13 protein-coding genes and 1 pseudogene are annotated in these 16,056 nt (G+C 70.6%); 10 read left to right on the forward strand and 4 right to left on the reverse strand.

Annotation, left to right across the window (positions count from 1 at the left end; all coding sequences use genetic code 11):
* Positions 1–110 precede the first annotated feature (110 nt).
* Complete coding sequence (locus tag AABA78_RS12090; protein ID WP_171419532.1) at positions 111–422, forward strand: hypothetical protein; 312 nt, start codon at positions 111–113, stop codon at positions 420–422.
* Positions 423–488: 66 nt separating this feature from the next.
* Here the strand turns inward: AABA78_RS12090 and AABA78_RS12095 are convergent, their stop codons facing one another.
* A complete protein-coding gene (locus tag AABA78_RS12095; protein WP_338263122.1) occupies positions 489–2,042 on the reverse strand; it encodes a 4-alpha-glucanotransferase in 1,554 nt (517 codons plus the stop codon).
* A 329-nt stretch (positions 2,043–2,371) separates the two neighbouring features.
* Positions 2,372–2,693, reverse strand: a pseudogene (locus AABA78_RS12100) (hypothetical protein).
* Positions 2,694–3,114: 421 nt separating this feature from the next.
* On the opposite strand from AABA78_RS12100, the gene AABA78_RS12105 reads away from it, so the two are divergent.
* A complete protein-coding gene (locus tag AABA78_RS12105) occupies positions 3,115–4,281 on the forward strand; it encodes an ice-binding family protein (RefSeq protein ID WP_338263123.1) in 1,167 nt (388 codons plus the stop codon).
* Positions 4,282–4,356: 75 nt separating this feature from the next.
* On the opposite strand, the gene nhaR is transcribed toward AABA78_RS12105, so the two are convergent.
* Positions 4,357–5,265, reverse strand: coding sequence for a transcriptional activator NhaR (gene nhaR, locus AABA78_RS12110; protein WP_338263124.1), 909 nt, complete (start codon positions 5,263–5,265; stop codon positions 4,357–4,359).
* Positions 5,266–5,317: 52 nt separating this feature from the next.
* On the opposite strand from nhaR, the gene AABA78_RS39190 reads away from it, so the two are divergent.
* The 8 genes from AABA78_RS39190 (at position 5,318) to AABA78_RS12145 (ending at position 12,869) form a co-directional block, all read left to right on the forward strand.
* The gene (locus AABA78_RS39190) at positions 5,318–5,986 is read left to right on the forward strand and encodes an ice-binding family protein (RefSeq protein WP_353544784.1); all 669 of its coding nucleotides are present in this window, start codon (positions 5,318–5,320) and stop codon (positions 5,984–5,986) included.
* A gap of 264 nt (positions 5,987–6,250) precedes the next feature.
* Positions 6,251–6,835 carry a DNA-3-methyladenine glycosylase gene (locus AABA78_RS12115; RefSeq protein ID WP_338263125.1) on the forward strand — a complete coding sequence of 195 codons (585 nt, stop codon included), beginning with the start codon at positions 6,251–6,253 and terminating at the stop codon, positions 6,833–6,835.
* Positions 6,836–6,870: 35 nt separating this feature from the next.
* On the forward strand, positions 6,871–7,500 hold the full coding sequence (locus AABA78_RS12120; RefSeq protein ID WP_120524966.1) for an RNA polymerase sigma factor: 630 nt from the start codon (positions 6,871–6,873) through the stop codon (positions 7,498–7,500).
* A 65-nt stretch (positions 7,501–7,565) separates the two neighbouring features.
* Positions 7,566–7,805 (forward strand): anti-sigma factor family protein, encoded by a 240-nt coding sequence (locus tag AABA78_RS12125; protein WP_014399836.1) that lies wholly within the window; start codon positions 7,566–7,568, stop codon positions 7,803–7,805.
* Entirely contained in the window at positions 7,802–8,872 is a 1,071-nt protein-coding gene (locus AABA78_RS12130; RefSeq protein ID WP_171420690.1) for a radical SAM protein, read from the forward strand. Before AABA78_RS12125 ends, AABA78_RS12130 begins: the two co-directional genes overlap by 4 nt.
* Before the next feature lie 176 nt (positions 8,873–9,048).
* Positions 9,049–9,810, forward strand: coding sequence for an SDR family oxidoreductase (locus AABA78_RS12135; protein WP_338263126.1), 762 nt, complete (start codon positions 9,049–9,051; stop codon positions 9,808–9,810).
* 144 nt (positions 9,811–9,954) lie between these two features.
* Positions 9,955–10,578: a DedA family protein gene (locus AABA78_RS12140; protein ID WP_338263127.1), complete on the forward strand. Its 624-nt coding sequence runs from the start codon at positions 9,955–9,957 to the stop codon at positions 10,576–10,578.
* Positions 10,579–10,670: 92 nt separating this feature from the next.
* Positions 10,671–12,869, forward strand: a complete 2,199-nt coding sequence (locus AABA78_RS12145) for a hypothetical protein (protein ID WP_338263128.1) — start codon at positions 10,671–10,673, stop codon at positions 12,867–12,869.
* Here the strand turns inward: AABA78_RS12145 and AABA78_RS12150 are convergent.
* A complete protein-coding gene (locus tag AABA78_RS12150) occupies positions 12,866–16,015 on the reverse strand; it encodes an ABC transporter substrate-binding protein (protein ID WP_338263130.1) in 3,150 nt (1,049 codons plus the stop codon). The genes AABA78_RS12145 and AABA78_RS12150 overlap by 4 nt on opposite strands.
* Positions 16,016–16,056: the final 41 nt, after the last annotated feature.

Here is a 16,056-nt window from a genome sequence, read left to right on the forward strand (position 1 = left end):
GGGCGAATGTCGCATTCCACGACCTCGGGGGCGGGGGCAGTGTCCTCCATCCCCCGGGCCCCGCCGTGGCGCGTGCAACCGGGCCCGGGGTGCGTCAGATTCGGGCCCCTATGGTCCGGCGAATCGCGATGTTGCTGTCGGCCACGCTGGTGCTCGCCACCGGCTGCGGCGTGAGCGAAGACGAAGTGGTCCAACTCAAGGAAGGGGAGAACCTCTCCGACACGCCCTACTGCGGCTCGATCGGGTGCGCGGATCCGTTCCGCTTCTGCGCGGAGCTGTTCCTGGAGTTCGGCCGCTCGCCCCCCCTGTGCGTCGTGGAGAACATCTGCGACCGGCTGGAGTGCGTGAAGGCCGGCCGGCGCTGCGCCGTGTTCGACGGCTTCCCCGGCCAGGTGAAGTGCATCGAGGACAACGGCCAATAGCCGCGCCGTCACCCGTCCCGCGCCCGGGGCGGCCGCGTGTCCGGCGGCCCCGGGGGACGATTCACGTCAGCGGCGCGACGAGGCGGTGAGCCACGCCAGGCGCTCCGCGGCGTCCTTCGTCTGCGGCTCCGTGAGCAGCGCGTCCGTGTTCTGCGCGATGCGGTAGGCCCAGTTGGCGTCGCCCATGGTGCCGGGCAGGTTGATGCGGTCGCGCGTGCCCAGCACGTCCTGCCACGGCAGCACGCACAGGTCCGAGCCCGCGTTGAGCGCCGCGGCCAGCGTGGCGCGGTGGATGTCCGGGGTGAACTCGCGCGTCACCGCCACGCCCTGGAACTCCGGCCACGTGCGCGCGGCGCTCTGGCGCTCGTCCTCGCGCGCCTGCTCCCACCACTCCGCCTGCGGCTCCGTGTCGTGCGTGCCGGTGGTGACCAGCGACACGGCGGGGAACCGGTGCGGGTCGCGGTAGGTGTTGTCGTCGCGCTCCCAGCGCAGCACGCGGTAGCCGGGCAGCTTCAGGTCCGCCAGGATCTGCCGCACGAACGGGGGAATCACGCCCAGGTCCTCGGCGACGATGCCCGCGCCCTCCGACAGGAGGCGGAAGTGCTTCTCGCCCTGGCGGCGCCAGGTGGCCTCGTCCGCGGGGACGAAGTAGCCGGTGGGGTTCTTCTCGTCGCGGATCCACTGGCGGAAGTAACCCACCGCGTGGTCCACGCGGCGCAGGTCGTAGTAGCTGGCCGCCTTGGCCGCGCGCTTCTTCAGCCACGCGTAGTCGTCCTTCTCCATCGCGGCGAAGTCGAAGTAGGGCAGGCCCCAGTCCTGGCCCGTGGCGGAGAAGTCGTCCGGCGGCACGCCCAGGCGCGCGTCGCGGCGCAGGATGTCCGGGTGGGCCCAGCAGTCGGAGCTGTCCTGCCCGATGATGAAGGGCTCGTCCCCGCACAGCAGCACGTCCTTCGCCTTCGCCTGCGCGCGGACCTGGTTCCACTGGACTTCGGCCAGCCACTGGAGCCACGCGTGGTAGCGCACGCGGCGCTCCAGCCCCTGTGCCTGGACGGCGCGCAGCGCCTCCGGCTGGCGCGTACGCAGCCCTTCGGGCCACTGCCACCAGGGACGGCGGTCCTCCTTCTCGCTGATGGCGGTGAAGAGGGCGTAGCTCTCCAGCCACTCGCCCTGCGCCTCGCGCCACTTCTGGAACTCCTGGGAGCGCGGCGTGCGCGGGGTCCACTCGTGCTGCTCGAAGTGGTCGAAGGCGCGCGCGAACGCGGCGTCCTTGAGCGGGAACACCAGGTCGTAGCGCACGCGCGGCGCGCCCCGGGCCTCCGCCAACTGCTGCTTCTGCGTGTCGCTGAGCGCGCCCTCGCCGCCGGTGGCCTGGAACTCCGGCACCTGGTTCAGGTCGATGAAGAGCGGGTTGAGGCCGAACGCGGACCGGGTGGCGTAGGGGCTGGGGTCTCCGGGCGCGGTGGGGAGCAGGGGCAGCACCATCAGCAGGCGCTGACGCGCGGCCTTCATCCAGGAGAACAGGCCATCCATGGCGCCGAAGTCGCCAATGCCGAAGTCTGTCCGCGAGCGAAGGGAGAACAGGGGAAGCAGGAGACCGGAGAGCCGGCCAGGAGTGGACATGCGGCGCAATCTGCCCCAGCCCCGCCCCGGTGTGAACTGCCGTCGCGACGCAGTGCACACACGCCTGCCTGTCAGCCGGCGGAGAACGGTGGTTTTGGACTCCGGGCCGATGCGAGCGCTCAATGGTTGACGGAGTGCTCCATGAGGACGGAGGGACATCGCTTCGTGGACCGGCTCCCTGTCCCCCGGCGGCCGGTCCACTGAAGGTGGAGGTTCGGCGGGTGGAATGACGAGGTGTGTCATCGTCGTGGAGGACGAGCGAAGGGCAGGGGGTTGGCGGCGAGGAATCGCCCGTGGAGGGCCGTGAATGGGCGTCCCCTGACCCGACATCAGGCTTCCTCGTCGGGGAGGAGTGTCCGAAGAAGCTCGTCGTTGGGGCCAAGCGGGCGCCAGCCGGGCTGAGGAGGGTTCGCGCACGAGCACGTCGCGCACGAAACGTGTGACCTGCTTGCGCTGCTCTGCCTCGGCATGCAATCCGCCCAACACCTGCACCCCCGCGATGTCGTCCTTGCCAGGTTCCTCGGCGAGTTGGTTCAGTGGAACGGCTGGGTGCGCTTCGGCAAAAACAGTGAGCGAATCGTAACCGCGCTCGCGGACGCGCTCATACAGGCGGGCCTTCCAGTTGCCCTGCCAGGAACGTCCGTCGGTCATCGCGGTCCCCCTTGAACGAACCTCATTGGGATGTCGTAGCGCCTGGCGCTCTCAAGCGGTCGTCGCAACAGCTGACGCGAATACTTCGGCAGGCGGTGGCCTGAAACCCGGCCACCGCCCTCGGGTCGCCCGCGGCCCCCATGACCGAAGCGCGCGAGGAGCACACCGCCGATGTCGTAGACCTGTGACTGCGGAGCGCTGAGCGGAATGGCCACGCCCGGCTCCAGCTTGAAACTCAGGTCCGTGGCAGCAGCGGAAATCGGAAGAACCCACAGGCCCAGGGACACATGTCGAGAAAACCGACGTGTGCGGCTCGTCACGGAGCGCACGGTGCCTCAAAGGACCCAATGACGGTAAAACCGTCAGATAACGCTGAAAGTTCCTTCTTTTCAAAACGTCGGAGGAGGCGCATCTCTGGACGATGAGAACGAAGTCCAAAGTGAAGCAGCTCCAGAACGTCGCGGCCCTCCTCCTGCTCGTGCTCGTCTCCGCCTGTGGAGACTCGGAGGCGCAGGACCCGGAGGACGCGGGTAGCAGGGCGGACGGTGGCAACACGGCGGACGGTGGCAACACGGCGGACGCGGGGACCGCGACGGCGCCGACCCTCCTCTCCAACACCCCCCTGGCGGCGGCCACCGGCGTCCCCTTCAATGACAGCATCAGCGCCACCTTTAGCGAGGCGATGGACCGCGCCACGCTCACCCCGAGCACCTTCACCCTGACGGCCGGAGCCTCGGCGGAGCCGGTCCCGGGCACGGTGCACTACGCCAACAGGAAGGCGGAGTTCCTGCCCGCTGCCCACCTCGCGAGCAACACCCTGTTCACCGCGACTCTCACCACCGGCGCCCGGAGCGCCGCTGGCGTCGCGCTCGCGGCGCCGCACACCTGGAGCTTCACCACCGGCAGCACCCGGGTGCCAGGCGTCCCCGTGAATCTTGGGACCGCGGGTGACTACGTCATCCTCGCCAAGAGCGGCATCTCCACGGTGCCGACCTCGGCCGTCACGGGCAACATGGCGGTCAGCCCCGCTGCCGCGAGCTACATCACCGGCTTCTCGCTGACCGCGGATGCCACCAACGCCTTCGCGACCTCGCCCCAGGTGACGGGGAAGGTGTACGCGGCCGACTACGCGTCGCCCACCCCGTCCAACCTGACCACGGCGGTCGGCGACATGGAGCTGGCCTTCACGAATGCCGCGGGGCGCGCCGCCGACTTCACCGAGCTGGGCACGGGCAACATCGGCGGGATGACGCTCACCCCGGGTGTCTACAGGTGGGGCACCGCGGTCCTCATCCCGACGGACATGACGCTCACCGGCAGCGCGACGGATGTGTGGATCTTCCAGATTGCCCAGGACCTGACCCTGAGCAGCGGCACCGACATCGTCCTGGCGGGTGGCGCGCTGCCCAAGAATGTCTTCTGGCAGGTCAGCGGGCTGGTGGACCTCGGCACCACGGCGCACCTGGAGGGCATCGTCCTGAGCCAGACGGCCATCACGCTGCGGACCGGCGCTTCCGTCAACGGCCGGCTGCTGGCCCAGACGGAGGTCACCCTCGACGGCAGCACCGTCGTCCAGCCCGCCCCGTAGCCGGGCACCGGAGCCGTCCACGGCGGTAGAACCGCCAGCAGCTCCCGGAGTCCCCGCGCCTTGGCGGGGACTTCGTCATTTCCGGGCGAAGATTTCCTGCCGCGCGGCCTCGAAGATGGCGACCACCGAGGGGTGCCGCACCTTCCGCTCGGAGGAGATGGCATAGAACTGCTGGCGGACCGCTTCCGCCCGTCCCACCACGCGCACCCCGTAGTCCTGCATGACCTCGGCTTCAATCACCGTCGGGGCCGCGAAGACACCCATTCCCTGTCTTCCGAAGTCCTTCGCCAGGGCGCCGTTGTCGAACTCGGCGACCACCTTCGGCCTCAGGCCCTGCGACTCGAACCAATGGTCCAGGGTGCGCCGCACCGCTGAGGGCGCGCCCGGGAGCAGCAACGGCGCCTCATGCAGGGAGCGCGGGAAGCCGCGGCGCGTCGCGGTGGCGAGCTTCGGGGCCGCGAAGAAGGTCGTGCCGCACTCGCCGAGCAGGTGGTTGAACACCCGGACGGAGCTGGGCCCCGCGGGCCCGTCGGCGATGACCACGTCGACCGTGTGGACCGCCATCTCGGCGATGAACTCCACCACGGACTTGTCGCCGCGGCAGACCAACCGGACGGGCTGGTCGGAGCGCAGGGCGGGCTCGAGGAACCGCCGCACGAGGGACGGAGGGAGCACATCCGCGACCCCCACCACCAGTCGCAGCGGCCGCGCTCCGGACGCCCGTCCCTTGAGGGTGTCGAGGAACTCGCCGCCCAGGGTGAAGATGGCTTCCGCGTACAGGAGCGCGACGCGGCCGGCTTCAGTGAGCACCAGGTTGCGCCCGCTGTGCGCGAACAGCTTCTCGCCGAGGACTTCTTCCAGGCGGTGAATCTGCCCGCTGATGGTCGGGTGCGCCAGGCGCAGCTTCTTGCTCGCCGCGACGATGCTGCCTTCCTTCGCGACGACCCAGAAATAGTAGAGGTGATGGTAGTTGAGCGAGGCCACGGTGGGAGACTCTATGTCGAACCTGCCTGGAGGCGGTGCCGCTTCGCCGCCAATGCCTGCCGCCTGCCTTGACGTGAGACATTGCTGTGTTGTGTTTGTTTCAGGGGCCTCCCGAGCGAGCCTTGCTCCGGGCAACGGACTCATCCATACAAAAAAACCTGGACTGGAAGCGCTTCGCTTCGTCTGGGGTCACCCCGGAGTCTCTGTGCAATCCTTCACTGCAAATCCCCGCCACCCGTCTGTCTCCAGCAAGCTCGCGGCCCGGCTCGGCGTCGCCCTGCTGACACCCTGGGGCTTCCAGGCGGTCGCGAAGGGCCCTGCCTCCTCGGTGACGGGGGATATGGGCGTCAGTCCCGTCGCCGCCACCTCCCTCACCGGCTTCTCGCTGGTCGCGGACGCCACGAATGTCTTCTCGACGCCCACCCAGGGGGGCGGCAAGGGGTACGCCGCCAACTACGCGGTGCCCACGCCCATCATCGGACTGCCAGCACAGCCTTCGACTCAAATTTCAGTTCGTCAGCCTCACGGCCATGAAAGTCGCTGGCAGAGGCAAAGGAGACCGGGAATGCAGCCAGGAATGGAGATGTGGCGGCGGTGCGCAGGTCCGCCTGTCCCCTGGCTCCAGAGCGTGCCGTGTGTTCACAGGGAGAGGTCGAAGGTCAGGCCTTCTTCAGCCCGGGGGAATGTCCGGGGCCGGCCTGGAAGTCGACATGGTTGTTGATCGTCATCCAGCCCTCGGCAGGAACCTGGACCGTTCCGTCGATGGCGTAGTCCGCGGGCCCGCTTCCCTTCGCGAAGGGACGCCGCCATACCGCACCCGCATGCGGCCGGTGACGCTGGACTCCCGCCCGCATCCGGTTCCTCCGAGGACCGCGAGCGACAGCACCAGGGCGAACGGGGTACGGAGGAAGGGGAGACGTTCCCTCAGTGGGTTGTGCATGAGGCCGTCTGCCATCATCTTCCGCGACCCGACAAGCCCCTACCCATGAGCCCTCTTCCCCTGTCCTTCTACGCCCGGCCCACCCTGGAGGTGGCGCGTGACCTGCTGGGCACCCTGCTGGTGGTGGACGGGGTGAAGGGCCGGCGGGTGGGCCGCATCGTGGAGGTGGAGGCCTACCTGGGCGAGCACGACCTAGCGTGTCATTCGTCCAAGGGGCGCACGCCCCGCACCGAGGTGATGTTCGGGCCGGCGGGGCGCTCCTACGTCTACCTCATCTACGGAATGCACCACTGCTTCAACGTGGTGACGGACGCGCCCGGGGTGGCGGCGGCGGTGCTGGTGCGAGGGGTGGAGCCGGTGGAAGGCATCCCGCCCGGCGAGCGGACGGACGGGCCCGGGCGGCTGTGCCGGGTGCTGGGGCTGAACCTGAACCACAACGGCCTCAAGCTGGACTTGGACGGGCTGCACCTGCTGCCGGGGACGCCGGTGCCCGAGGCGCGGGTGGAGCGGGGGCCGCGCATCGGCGTGGAGTACGCCGGGGCGTGGGCCGCTGAACCCTTCCGGCTGTGGGACCGGGACAGTGGACACGTCAGCCGCTTCGTGTCCCGGCGGCCTCGCCGTCGTCCTTGACGCGGAACGTTCTGGCTGGTTGGGTGGAAGACGCCATGTCCCAAGAGGCTTCCCAGGAAGAAGACCGGCAGGAAGAAGACCGGCGGCTCCTGGCAAGGGCCCAGGACGGTGACGTGTCCGCCTTCGAGGCCCTGGTCGGCCTGCACCAGGACCGGGTGTACGGCCTGGCGCTGCGGATGACGCGTTCGGAAGCGGACGCGGCGGAGATCACCCAGGACACCTTCCTTTCCGCCTACCAGCACCTGAAGGACTTCCGGGGCGAGGCGGCCTTCGGGTCCTGGGTGCACCGCATCGCGGCGAATCACGCCCTCATGCGCCTGCGGCACCGCCGGGTGGCCCAGGCGGCCGAGTCCGAGCTCCAAGCGCCGGAATTCACGGAGCGGGGCACCCTGGCGGACTACCCCGTCACGGACTGGAGCCGGGACGCGGAGGAGAAGGCGCTGGACGCGGAGCTGGGGCAGGCAATCCAGCAGGCGGCCGACCGGTTGCCGGAGGGCTACCGGGAAGTCTTCCTCTTGAAAGACGTGGACGGCCTCAGCTACGAACAAATCGCAGAAGTGACGGGGGACTCCATCCCCGCCATCAAGAGCCGCCTGCACCGGGCGCGGCTCGCGCTGCGAGAAGCCATCGACCTGTTCTACAACCGGGACAATCGCGGGGTGTGAAACCCCCAGGGCGTCTCGGCATCTTCGAACTGGAACGAGGGGAGCCGCAGTCAGCCGAGGTTCGGATGTATACCTGCAAAGATTCCATCAACCTCCTGCTGGAGTTCCTCGAAGGCGAGATGCCCGAGGAGGAGGCGCGGCACCTGCAGGAGCACCTGTCGGGCTGTAAGCCCTGCGAGGAATTCCTCAGCACCTATCGGGCGACTCCCGGCCTCTGCAAGCGCGCCATGGCGCTGAAGATGCCCCGGGAGGTGTCGGCGAAGCTGACCGAGTTCCTGCGCTCGAAGATCAAGTCCTGCTCGTGAACCTGAAACAACTGTCGCTGCCGGAGCTGGAAGCGGCGCTCGCGCCGGCCCAACCGTCCGCGACCGCGGTGCGCAAGGTGTTCGCGGGCGTCTTCGCCCACGCCCGTCCCACGGTGGACGCCATCGCGCTGGCGCCCCAGGTGCCGCGCCGGGTCGCGGACCTGCTCCGCGCCCAGGCGGAGCTGCCGTCCCTCAAAATCGTCGAACGTCGTCAGGCGGAAGACGGCTTCGTGAAGTACCTCTTCGAATCGCCGCTGGGCGGCCGCATCGAGGCGGTGCGCATCCCCATCTTCGAGGAGAAGTACGTCGTCTGCGTGTCCAGCCAGGTGGGCTGTGCGCTGGCGTGCGACTTCTGCATGACGGGCAAGCTGGGCTTCCAGCGCAACCTCCAGACCTGGGAGATTTTGGACCAGGTGATGCAGGTGCGCGCGGAGGCGGACCGGCGCGTGGGGGGCGTCGTGTTCATGGGGATGGGCGAGCCGCTGCTCAACTACAAGGAGACCGTCCGCGCGGCGCAGATCCTCTCGCACCCGGCGGGGTTCTCCATCTCCGGCACGGCCATCACGTTCTCCACCGCGGGGCATGTCCCGGCCATCCGCCGCTACACGCGGGAAGGGCATCCGTTCCGGCTGGCGTTCAGCGTGACGAGCGCCATCCCGGAGAAGCGCGCGAAGGTGCTCCCCATCGAGAAGACGCACCCGCTGCCGGAGCTGATTGAAGCCATCCGCGAGTACAGCGAGGCGCGGCGCGAGCGGGCGATGATCGCCTACGTGGCCATCCAGGGCTTCAACCTGGGGCGTGAGGACGCGGAGGCGCTGAAAGTCGCGTTCGAGGGCATCCCCATCAAGGTGGACCTCATCGACGTGACGGATCCCACGGGCAAGTACCTGCCGCCCACGGCGGAGGAGCTGAGCGCGTTCCGGGACCACCTCCAGATTCTGAAGGCGCCCATCGCGCGGCGCTACTCGGGCGGCAAGGAGATTGGCGCCGCGTGCGGCACGCTGGCGGCCAGCCAGTACGGCGGCACCGTGCTGCCGACGCCGGCGGTGGCGCCCCGCCAGGCCTGACGGGGTGGATGCGCCGGCCTGGGCTTCGTGCCCGGCGGCGCTCGCGGCTTCTCGATTCGACGGCAAGAACCGGAGCGCGGGGCATGGCCTCGCGGCGCTACGAGGACCGTGCGCCGCGGCGAAGGCCCGCGCGGGCGCGACCTCATGAGCGGGCCAGTGTCCGGGAGAACCGTCGGATGACGCATCGATTGGAAGGGAAGGTCGCCCTGGTGACGGGGGCGGGTTCAGGGATTGGAAGGGCGACGGCGCTGGCGTTGGCCCGCGAGGGCGCGCGGGTGGTGGCGGCCGGCAGGCGCGGCGCGCCGCTCGAGGAAACGGCGCGCATGGCGGCGGAGCGGGGAGGGCAGGTGGTGGCCCACGCCGCGGACGTCACGCGGGAGGGCGACGTCGAGGCCGTGGTCCGCTTCACGCTGGAGACGTTCGGGCGGCTCGACGTGGGCGTCAACGCGGCCGGGGGCACGTTCGGCGGTGGGCCGACGCACACGTTGGACACGGCCTGCTTCCGGGAGTGGATCGACGGGTATCTGGTGAGTGCGTTCCTGTCGACGAAGCACCAGGTGGGCGCGATGTTGAAGTCGGGCGGGGGGAGCGTCATCAACGTCGGGACCTTCGTCGGGTACACGAAGGCGATGCCCGGCACGTCCGGGTACGCGGCGGCGAAGACGGGGCTCATCGGGCTCACGCGCACCGTCGCGGCCGAGTACGCCCCGCAGGGCATCCGCGCGAACGTGCTCGTCTCCGGCGGCGCGGACACGCCCATGTTCCGGAGCTGGAATGCCTCCGAGGAGCAGCGCTCCGCCGCCGCGCGGCTGCATGCGCTCCAGCGCGTCGCGGATCCGGGGGAGATCGCCAACGCGGTCGTCTTCCTCGCGAGCGGGGAGGCGTCCTTCGTCACCGGAAGCGTCTTCACGGTCGACGGGGGGCTCTCGCTGGTCTGAAGGCCCGGCGTGGGCGGGCTGGGGGCAGCCCCGGCCCGCGCGTGTTCACCGCCGCGCGGACGTTGCGGTTCCTGGGTTCCGCCGGGCGGCAAGACGACTTAAGTCTCGCGCGAGGAACTTCCGGGCCTGGAGGGCACCGCGCGGATGTGGATCGAGCACGTCGACAAGCTGATTGGTTCGCTGGGGCCGTTCGGGTTCCTGGTGCTCGGCGTGGCGGCGATGCTGGAGTACGTGGTGCCGCCATTCCCCGGGGACACCATCGTGTTGATGGGCGGCATCTACGCCGTGCGGGGGGAGAAGCCCTGGTGGCTGGTGCTCGCGGTGGTGACGGCGGGCAGCGTGGTGGGCGCGTTCATCAACTACGCGGTGGGCCAGTGGCTGGCGAAGCGCTTCGAGGCGAACCCGAGCCGCTCCTTCTTCGGGCTCACGCACGCACGGCTGGAGCAGGTGCAGACGCGGATGCGGCACGCGGGGCCGTGGCTGTTGCTGGTGAACCGCTTCCTGCCGGGCATCCGGGGCGTCATCTTCATCGCGGCGGGGGCGGCGCGAGTCCCTCGCTTCAACGCGCTGTTGCTGGGCGCGGTGTCCGCGCTGGCGCACAGCGGCCTCATCCTGGCGCTGGGCATGGCGGTGGGCGGCAACCTGGAGCGGCTGACGGTGCTGGTGTCGCGCTACCAGTACGCGGTCATCGGGTTGCTCGTGGTGGCGGCGCTGGGCTTTGGCGTGCGGGCATTGACGCGGCGGCGTGAGTCGGCCGTGGAACCGTAGCGGGCCCGGCCGGGCAGGGAAATGTGCGGGGACTGCCTGCCGCGGCGGCACGCACGTTGCGCGGGCCCGGGGTGGCGCGCTTGAGTCGGGGCATGTTCCGCGCCCGTGCTCGCTGGTGGCTGCTCGTGTTGCTCGTCCTGGTGGGAGGGTGCCGCTGTGGCGACGACCCCGGCGTGGGCGGTGCGACCGCCAGCTTCCGGCCGCAGGAAGAGGTCGTGGACTTCGGCCGGGTGCTGGAGGGCACGCAGGTGCGCCGCTCGCTGACGCTGGTGGCCACCGGCCGCGCGGGCGTCACGGTGGCGGCGGTGACGGACGCGCCCTTCTTCGTGGTCGTGTCCCAGATTGTCGTCGCGGGCAGCGGCACGGGCACGGTGGACATCCTGTTCTCCGCGGGCAACACGCCGGTGCAGGGCGAGCTGGTGCTCACCGCGGGGCGCACCACCGCGAAGGTGAAGCTCACCGGCGTGGGCGTGCGTCCGCTGGCGTGCGTACCGACGGGCGAGTGTCGTGACTCGCGCTTCGACCTGGAGTCCGGCCAGTGCATCGAATCGCCGCAGGCGGACGGCGCGTCGTGCATCCCGGGCAGCCGCTGCCAGGAGAACGGCCGCTGTCAGGCGGGAGTCTGCGTGGGACAGCCGCGCACGTGTGATGACGACAACCCGTGCACGGTGGACAGCTGTTCTCCGACGCAGGGGTGCGTGACGGCGAGCGTGGCGTGCCCGGCGTCGCTCAACCCGTGCAAGGTGGGCGTGTGCGACCGCAACGCGGGTTGCCAGGAGGTGGACGTGGCGGACTTCAGCCCCTGCGGCGCGGTGAGCTGCAAGGCGGCGCAGGTCTGCTTCAGCGGCACGTGCCGGACGGTGAAGCCGCCGGACGGCTTCGTCTGCGCGCCGGCCACGCCCTGCCAGGACGAGGGCAAGTGCAGCGCGGGCGAGTGCCTGCGCCCGGACGCGGGAGACCTGGAGTCCGTCTTCAGCGCGGGGCTGGGCGGAGCGCCCGTCGCGGAGGACGGAGGGCCGGTGCTGCTGGTGGACGACGGGACGGTCTACGCGTCGGTGTGCGGAGAGGACGCGGGCTGCTGGCTCGCCGCGTACACGGAAGGCGGGCTGCTGCGCTACGCATCGCCCTATGACGACGGGGGCGCGAGGACGTTGCTCGCGGCGTCGGATGCGGGGGTGGTGGTGCTCGCGCCGGAGGCCCTGGAGGCGTACGCGCCCCGGGGCGTGGGCGAGCTGCGCTGGCGCACGTCGCTGGCCATCTCCGATGCGGCGCTGGATGGAGGGACATCCGAGGGAGTGCCCGGCACGGGAGCGGGCAGGGTGGCGCTGACGAAGGAAGGGGACGTGCTGACGTACGTCACGTGGAGCGGCGACGCGGGCACGGAGCCACTGCGCTCCAGGCTCGTGTTGCTGAGCGCGGACGCGGGAGTACCGCTGGCGCTGGGGCCGGAGGAGGACGGAGGTGGAGCCGCAAGGCTCGCGGTGGACGACGCGCGTGGCGCGTATCTCTACACGCCGTGGGATGGACGGCTGGCCTTCACGGAGTGGGCACTGCCTGCAACAGGCCCGGATGGTGGGACCGCAGTTGCGCAGCTGGGGCCGTACTTGAGTGAAGTGATCGAGGACGGCGGCGTCGCATCGCTGAGCCTTGAGCCGCTCGATGCGGGTGTTCCAGGTGGCGCGCCCTCACTGGCGCTCGCGTCGGGACGGTTGCTCGTGGGCACGCGGGCCTTCGTGGACACGGATGGAGGCGTGCTCGGCGCGCTGGATTGGGACGCGGGCTCGCGCACGCTGTCTCCCCTGGCGGAGCCTGTGTTGATGTCGCCCGGTGGCACGGTCGGTCATGCGCTCGCGCTCGCGTGCGACCACACGGACGGCACTCCCTGTGTCGACGCGGAGCTGCGCACCGTGCTGCGTTCGTTCAGCTCCGATGACGGCCATGCCCTCTCGGAAGTGGACGTGCTGCCTGCACCGCTGCTTCCCGGCACCTTCCACGAAGCCGCGCTGCTGGAGCAGAGCACCGTGGGCGTGCTCGCGGACGCGGCGCTGCCGAACGGTCAGCGTCAGGCGTGGCTCGAATGGATTGCCTTCGGCAACAAGGTCAACCAGTGCGCCCTGCCGGGCCGAGTGGAGGTCGCGGGCGCGGTGTTCGCGGGAGACCTGCTGCATGTGGCTCTGCGCCGTGACGGCGTCTGGCGGCTGGAGTCCTATCCCGTCGGCATGCGTGCCGAATCCAGGGGCTGGCCTCAGCGCAACGCCAGTCCCGCCGGGACGCGCCGGGCCGTGCCCTAGCCGACCACCGCCGGGTCCACCCAGAGGTCCTCGAAGCGCACCTGCGGCGGGGTCTGATGCAGCCGCAGGTTCTGCACGGACGCCGCCGCGGCCGCGTGCGTGCGGTCGTGGTACAGCGGGATGAGCGGGCAGTCCTCGCGCGCCAGTTGCTCCGCGCGCTTGTAGAGCTGCGAGCGCAGCTCCGGGTCGATGGACACGCGCGCTTCCGCGGTGAGCCGGTCCAGCTCCGGGTTGCGGTAGCCCAGCGGGTACACCGTCTGCGCGCTGGAGTTGAGCAGGAAGTGCAGGAACGCGTCGGGGTCCGGGAAGTCCGCCAGCCACAGCGTGCGGAACGCAGGGACCTTCCCCTCTCGCAGGCGCGGCAGGTACTCCTCCGGGCTCATCTGCTCATGCCGCAGCTCCAGCAGCCCCGCTTGAATCATGGGCCGGAAGAGCACCGCGTCCTCCGCGGACGTGTCGCGGCCCACCGGGTGGTGCAGGGTGAGCTGCAAGCGCCGCACGCCCGCCTCGCGCAAGAGCCGCTCCGCCAGCGTCAGGTCCGGCACCGGCGCGGGCCCCAGCTCCTGGGCCCCGTCCAGCAGCTCCGGCGGCGTGAAGGTGCGCGCCACGCGAGCCCCCGGGTGGAACTGCTCCACCACGCCCGGGATGTCCATGCCCGCGCGCAGCGCCCGCCGCACGCGCACGTCGTTGTACGGCGCCTCGTTCAGGTTGAGCCCCAGGAACGCCGTGGAGGGCGTGGTGCTGGTCACCACCTGGTGCGCCTCCAGCCCCTTGGCCTCCGTGTGCTCCACGTGCAGGAACGACACGAGGTCCACCTGCCCGTCCAGCAGCTGCCGCACCGCCTGGGGCCGCGTGTCCGAGATGACGAACTCCAGCCGGTCCAGCAGCGGCACCCCGCCGCGCCAGTAGGTTGCGTTGCGCTCCAGCACCATCCGGTCCGGCTGCAGGCCGACGACGCGGAACGGCCCGGTGCCCACCAGCTTCCCCGCCGCGTCCAGCTTCGCCACCGCCGTGGCCGTCAGCGCCATGAGCTGGAGGAAGAAGGCCTTGGGCTCGCGCAGCCTGATTTCGAGCGTGCCCTCGTCCAGGACCTCGATGCCCGTCACCTCGCGCGCCAGGCCGCTGGAGTACTCCCGCGCGCCCTCCACGTCCTCCAGCAGGCTGCGGTCCGGCGAGCGCAGCGCCGGGTCCATCAGCCGCTCCAGGTGGCGCTTCACGTCCAGGGCGGTGCACATGCTGCCGTCGTGGAAGGTGACGCCCCGGCGCAGGTAGAAGCGGTAGCGGCGCGCGGAGGGGTCCGCGTCCCAGCGCTCGGCCAGGTCGGGCACCAGCACGCCGTCCTCCAGCCGCACGAGGCAGGAGAAGAGGCACGCCGTCAGCTCCGCCATCTGGTTCTCGACGCTGAACAGCGGATCCACCGTCTGCCGCGCGCGCAGCGAGCCCGCCTGGTGCAACCCCACCCGCAGCGTGCCGCCCGTCCGCGCGCGGGGCAGCTGGAAGCGGAACACCTCCGCCTCCAGGCTCGCCGTCTCGTGGCCCAGCTGGTCCACCGTGCGGTCCAGCCCGTCGCCAATGCGGATGACCCGGCGCGCGTCCTCGCGCACCTGCGCCACCTCCTCACGGATGGACGCGTCGCCCCGGGTGAGCACCTGGTGCGCGGAGCGCAGCTCCTCGATGGCCGCGCTCAGCCGCATCACCGCCTCGGACAGGTCGCGGCCGGTGCGCGCCTGCGCCTCCGCCTTCTGGCCGGCGCTCTGGCCCACGCGCGACATCTCCTGAATCTGGCGCACCAGGTCCCGCGCGTTGCCGGACTGCTCGATGGCCATGCGCGTGATGTCCTCCACGCGCTGAGCCACGCGCTTGCTGGCCTCCACCACGGTGGCGCCCTGCGCCTCCAACTGCTGCGTCTCCATCACCGTGGCCTCCACGGCGGCGAAGGTGCGCTGGGTGATGGCGCGGATCTCGCTCAGGGCCTCGGAGGCGCGGTCGCCCAGGGCCACGCCCGCGGTGGCCTGCTCGCGCCCCTCCTGCACCAGCGCGACGGCGGTCTCCACCGCGTCGCGGATGCCCGTCACCATGGTGCCAATCTCGCGCGTGGAGCGCGTGGTGCGCTCGGCGAGGCTGCGGATCTCGTTGGCCACCACGCCGAAGGGGCGGCCGTGCTCACCCGCCTGCGCGGCGATGATGGCGGCGTTGAGGGCCAGGAGGTTCGTCTGGTCGGCGATCTCCTGGATGACGTCCACGATGCGGCCAATCTCCAGCGACCGCGTGCCGAGCATCTCCATCAGCTCGGCCGCCTTGCGCACCGTCTCCTCCACCCGGTACATGCCCTGCACGCTGTCGCCCACCAGCGCCTCACCGCGCTGGGCGGTGGTGGTGACGGCGACGGCCATGCTGTTGGTCTCCATGGCGCGGCGGCGCACGGCGAAGATGCCGCCCTCCACCAGCGCGACGAAGTCCTCCGCCTCGGACGCGAAGCGGCCCAGCTCGTCGCCCGACGCGGCGATGTGCGTGAGCCGCTCCGTCATCGCCTGGGTGAGGCCGCTGGTGCGCTGGCTGAAGTCGTTGACGGTCTCCAGGCCGTCCACCACCTGGTGCAGCCGCTCCGTCATCTCCAGCAGCGCGCCCGTCGTCTCGTGCGCGAAGGTCTCAATGTGCTGCACGCGCTTGATGGCCACCTGGAGGCTGGTGCCGTTGCCGCCCACGGCGGAGAGCGTGCGCTCCACGGCGCCGCCCTGACGGCGCGCGGCCTCCAGCAGCATGCGGGCCTGCTCGCTCACGCCGTTGCCGGTGCGGTGCAGGTTGCTCGTCACGCGCTGCACCTGGGACATGGCGCGGCGCAGGGACAGGATGAGGCGGCGCAGGTCCTCCTGGCCCTCGAAGCCCGTGTGGATGGGCGTGGTGAGGTCGCCCTCCGCCAGCCGGGACATCAGGTCGCGCCGCTCGCGCCGGCGCATCGCCGCGAAGCGGAACCACGCCAGGTAGCTGCCGATGAGCCAGAGCAGCGGCACGCCGAACAGCAGCACCGCCCACCCGGCCGCGTCATCCGGCTTGCCCGTCACCCACCGCAGCAGCAGGCCCAGGAGGATGGCGGAGACCAGGGCCGCCGCCACCCCGAACGAGAAAAGGTATCGTTTGGCGCCCATGGACGGGGGTGACGCTAACCCGCCTTCTCGCGCCGGTCCTC

Source organism: Corallococcus caeni (assembly GCF_036245865.1).
In the GTDB taxonomy this organism is placed as follows: domain Bacteria; phylum Myxococcota; class Myxococcia; order Myxococcales; family Myxococcaceae; genus Corallococcus; species Corallococcus caeni.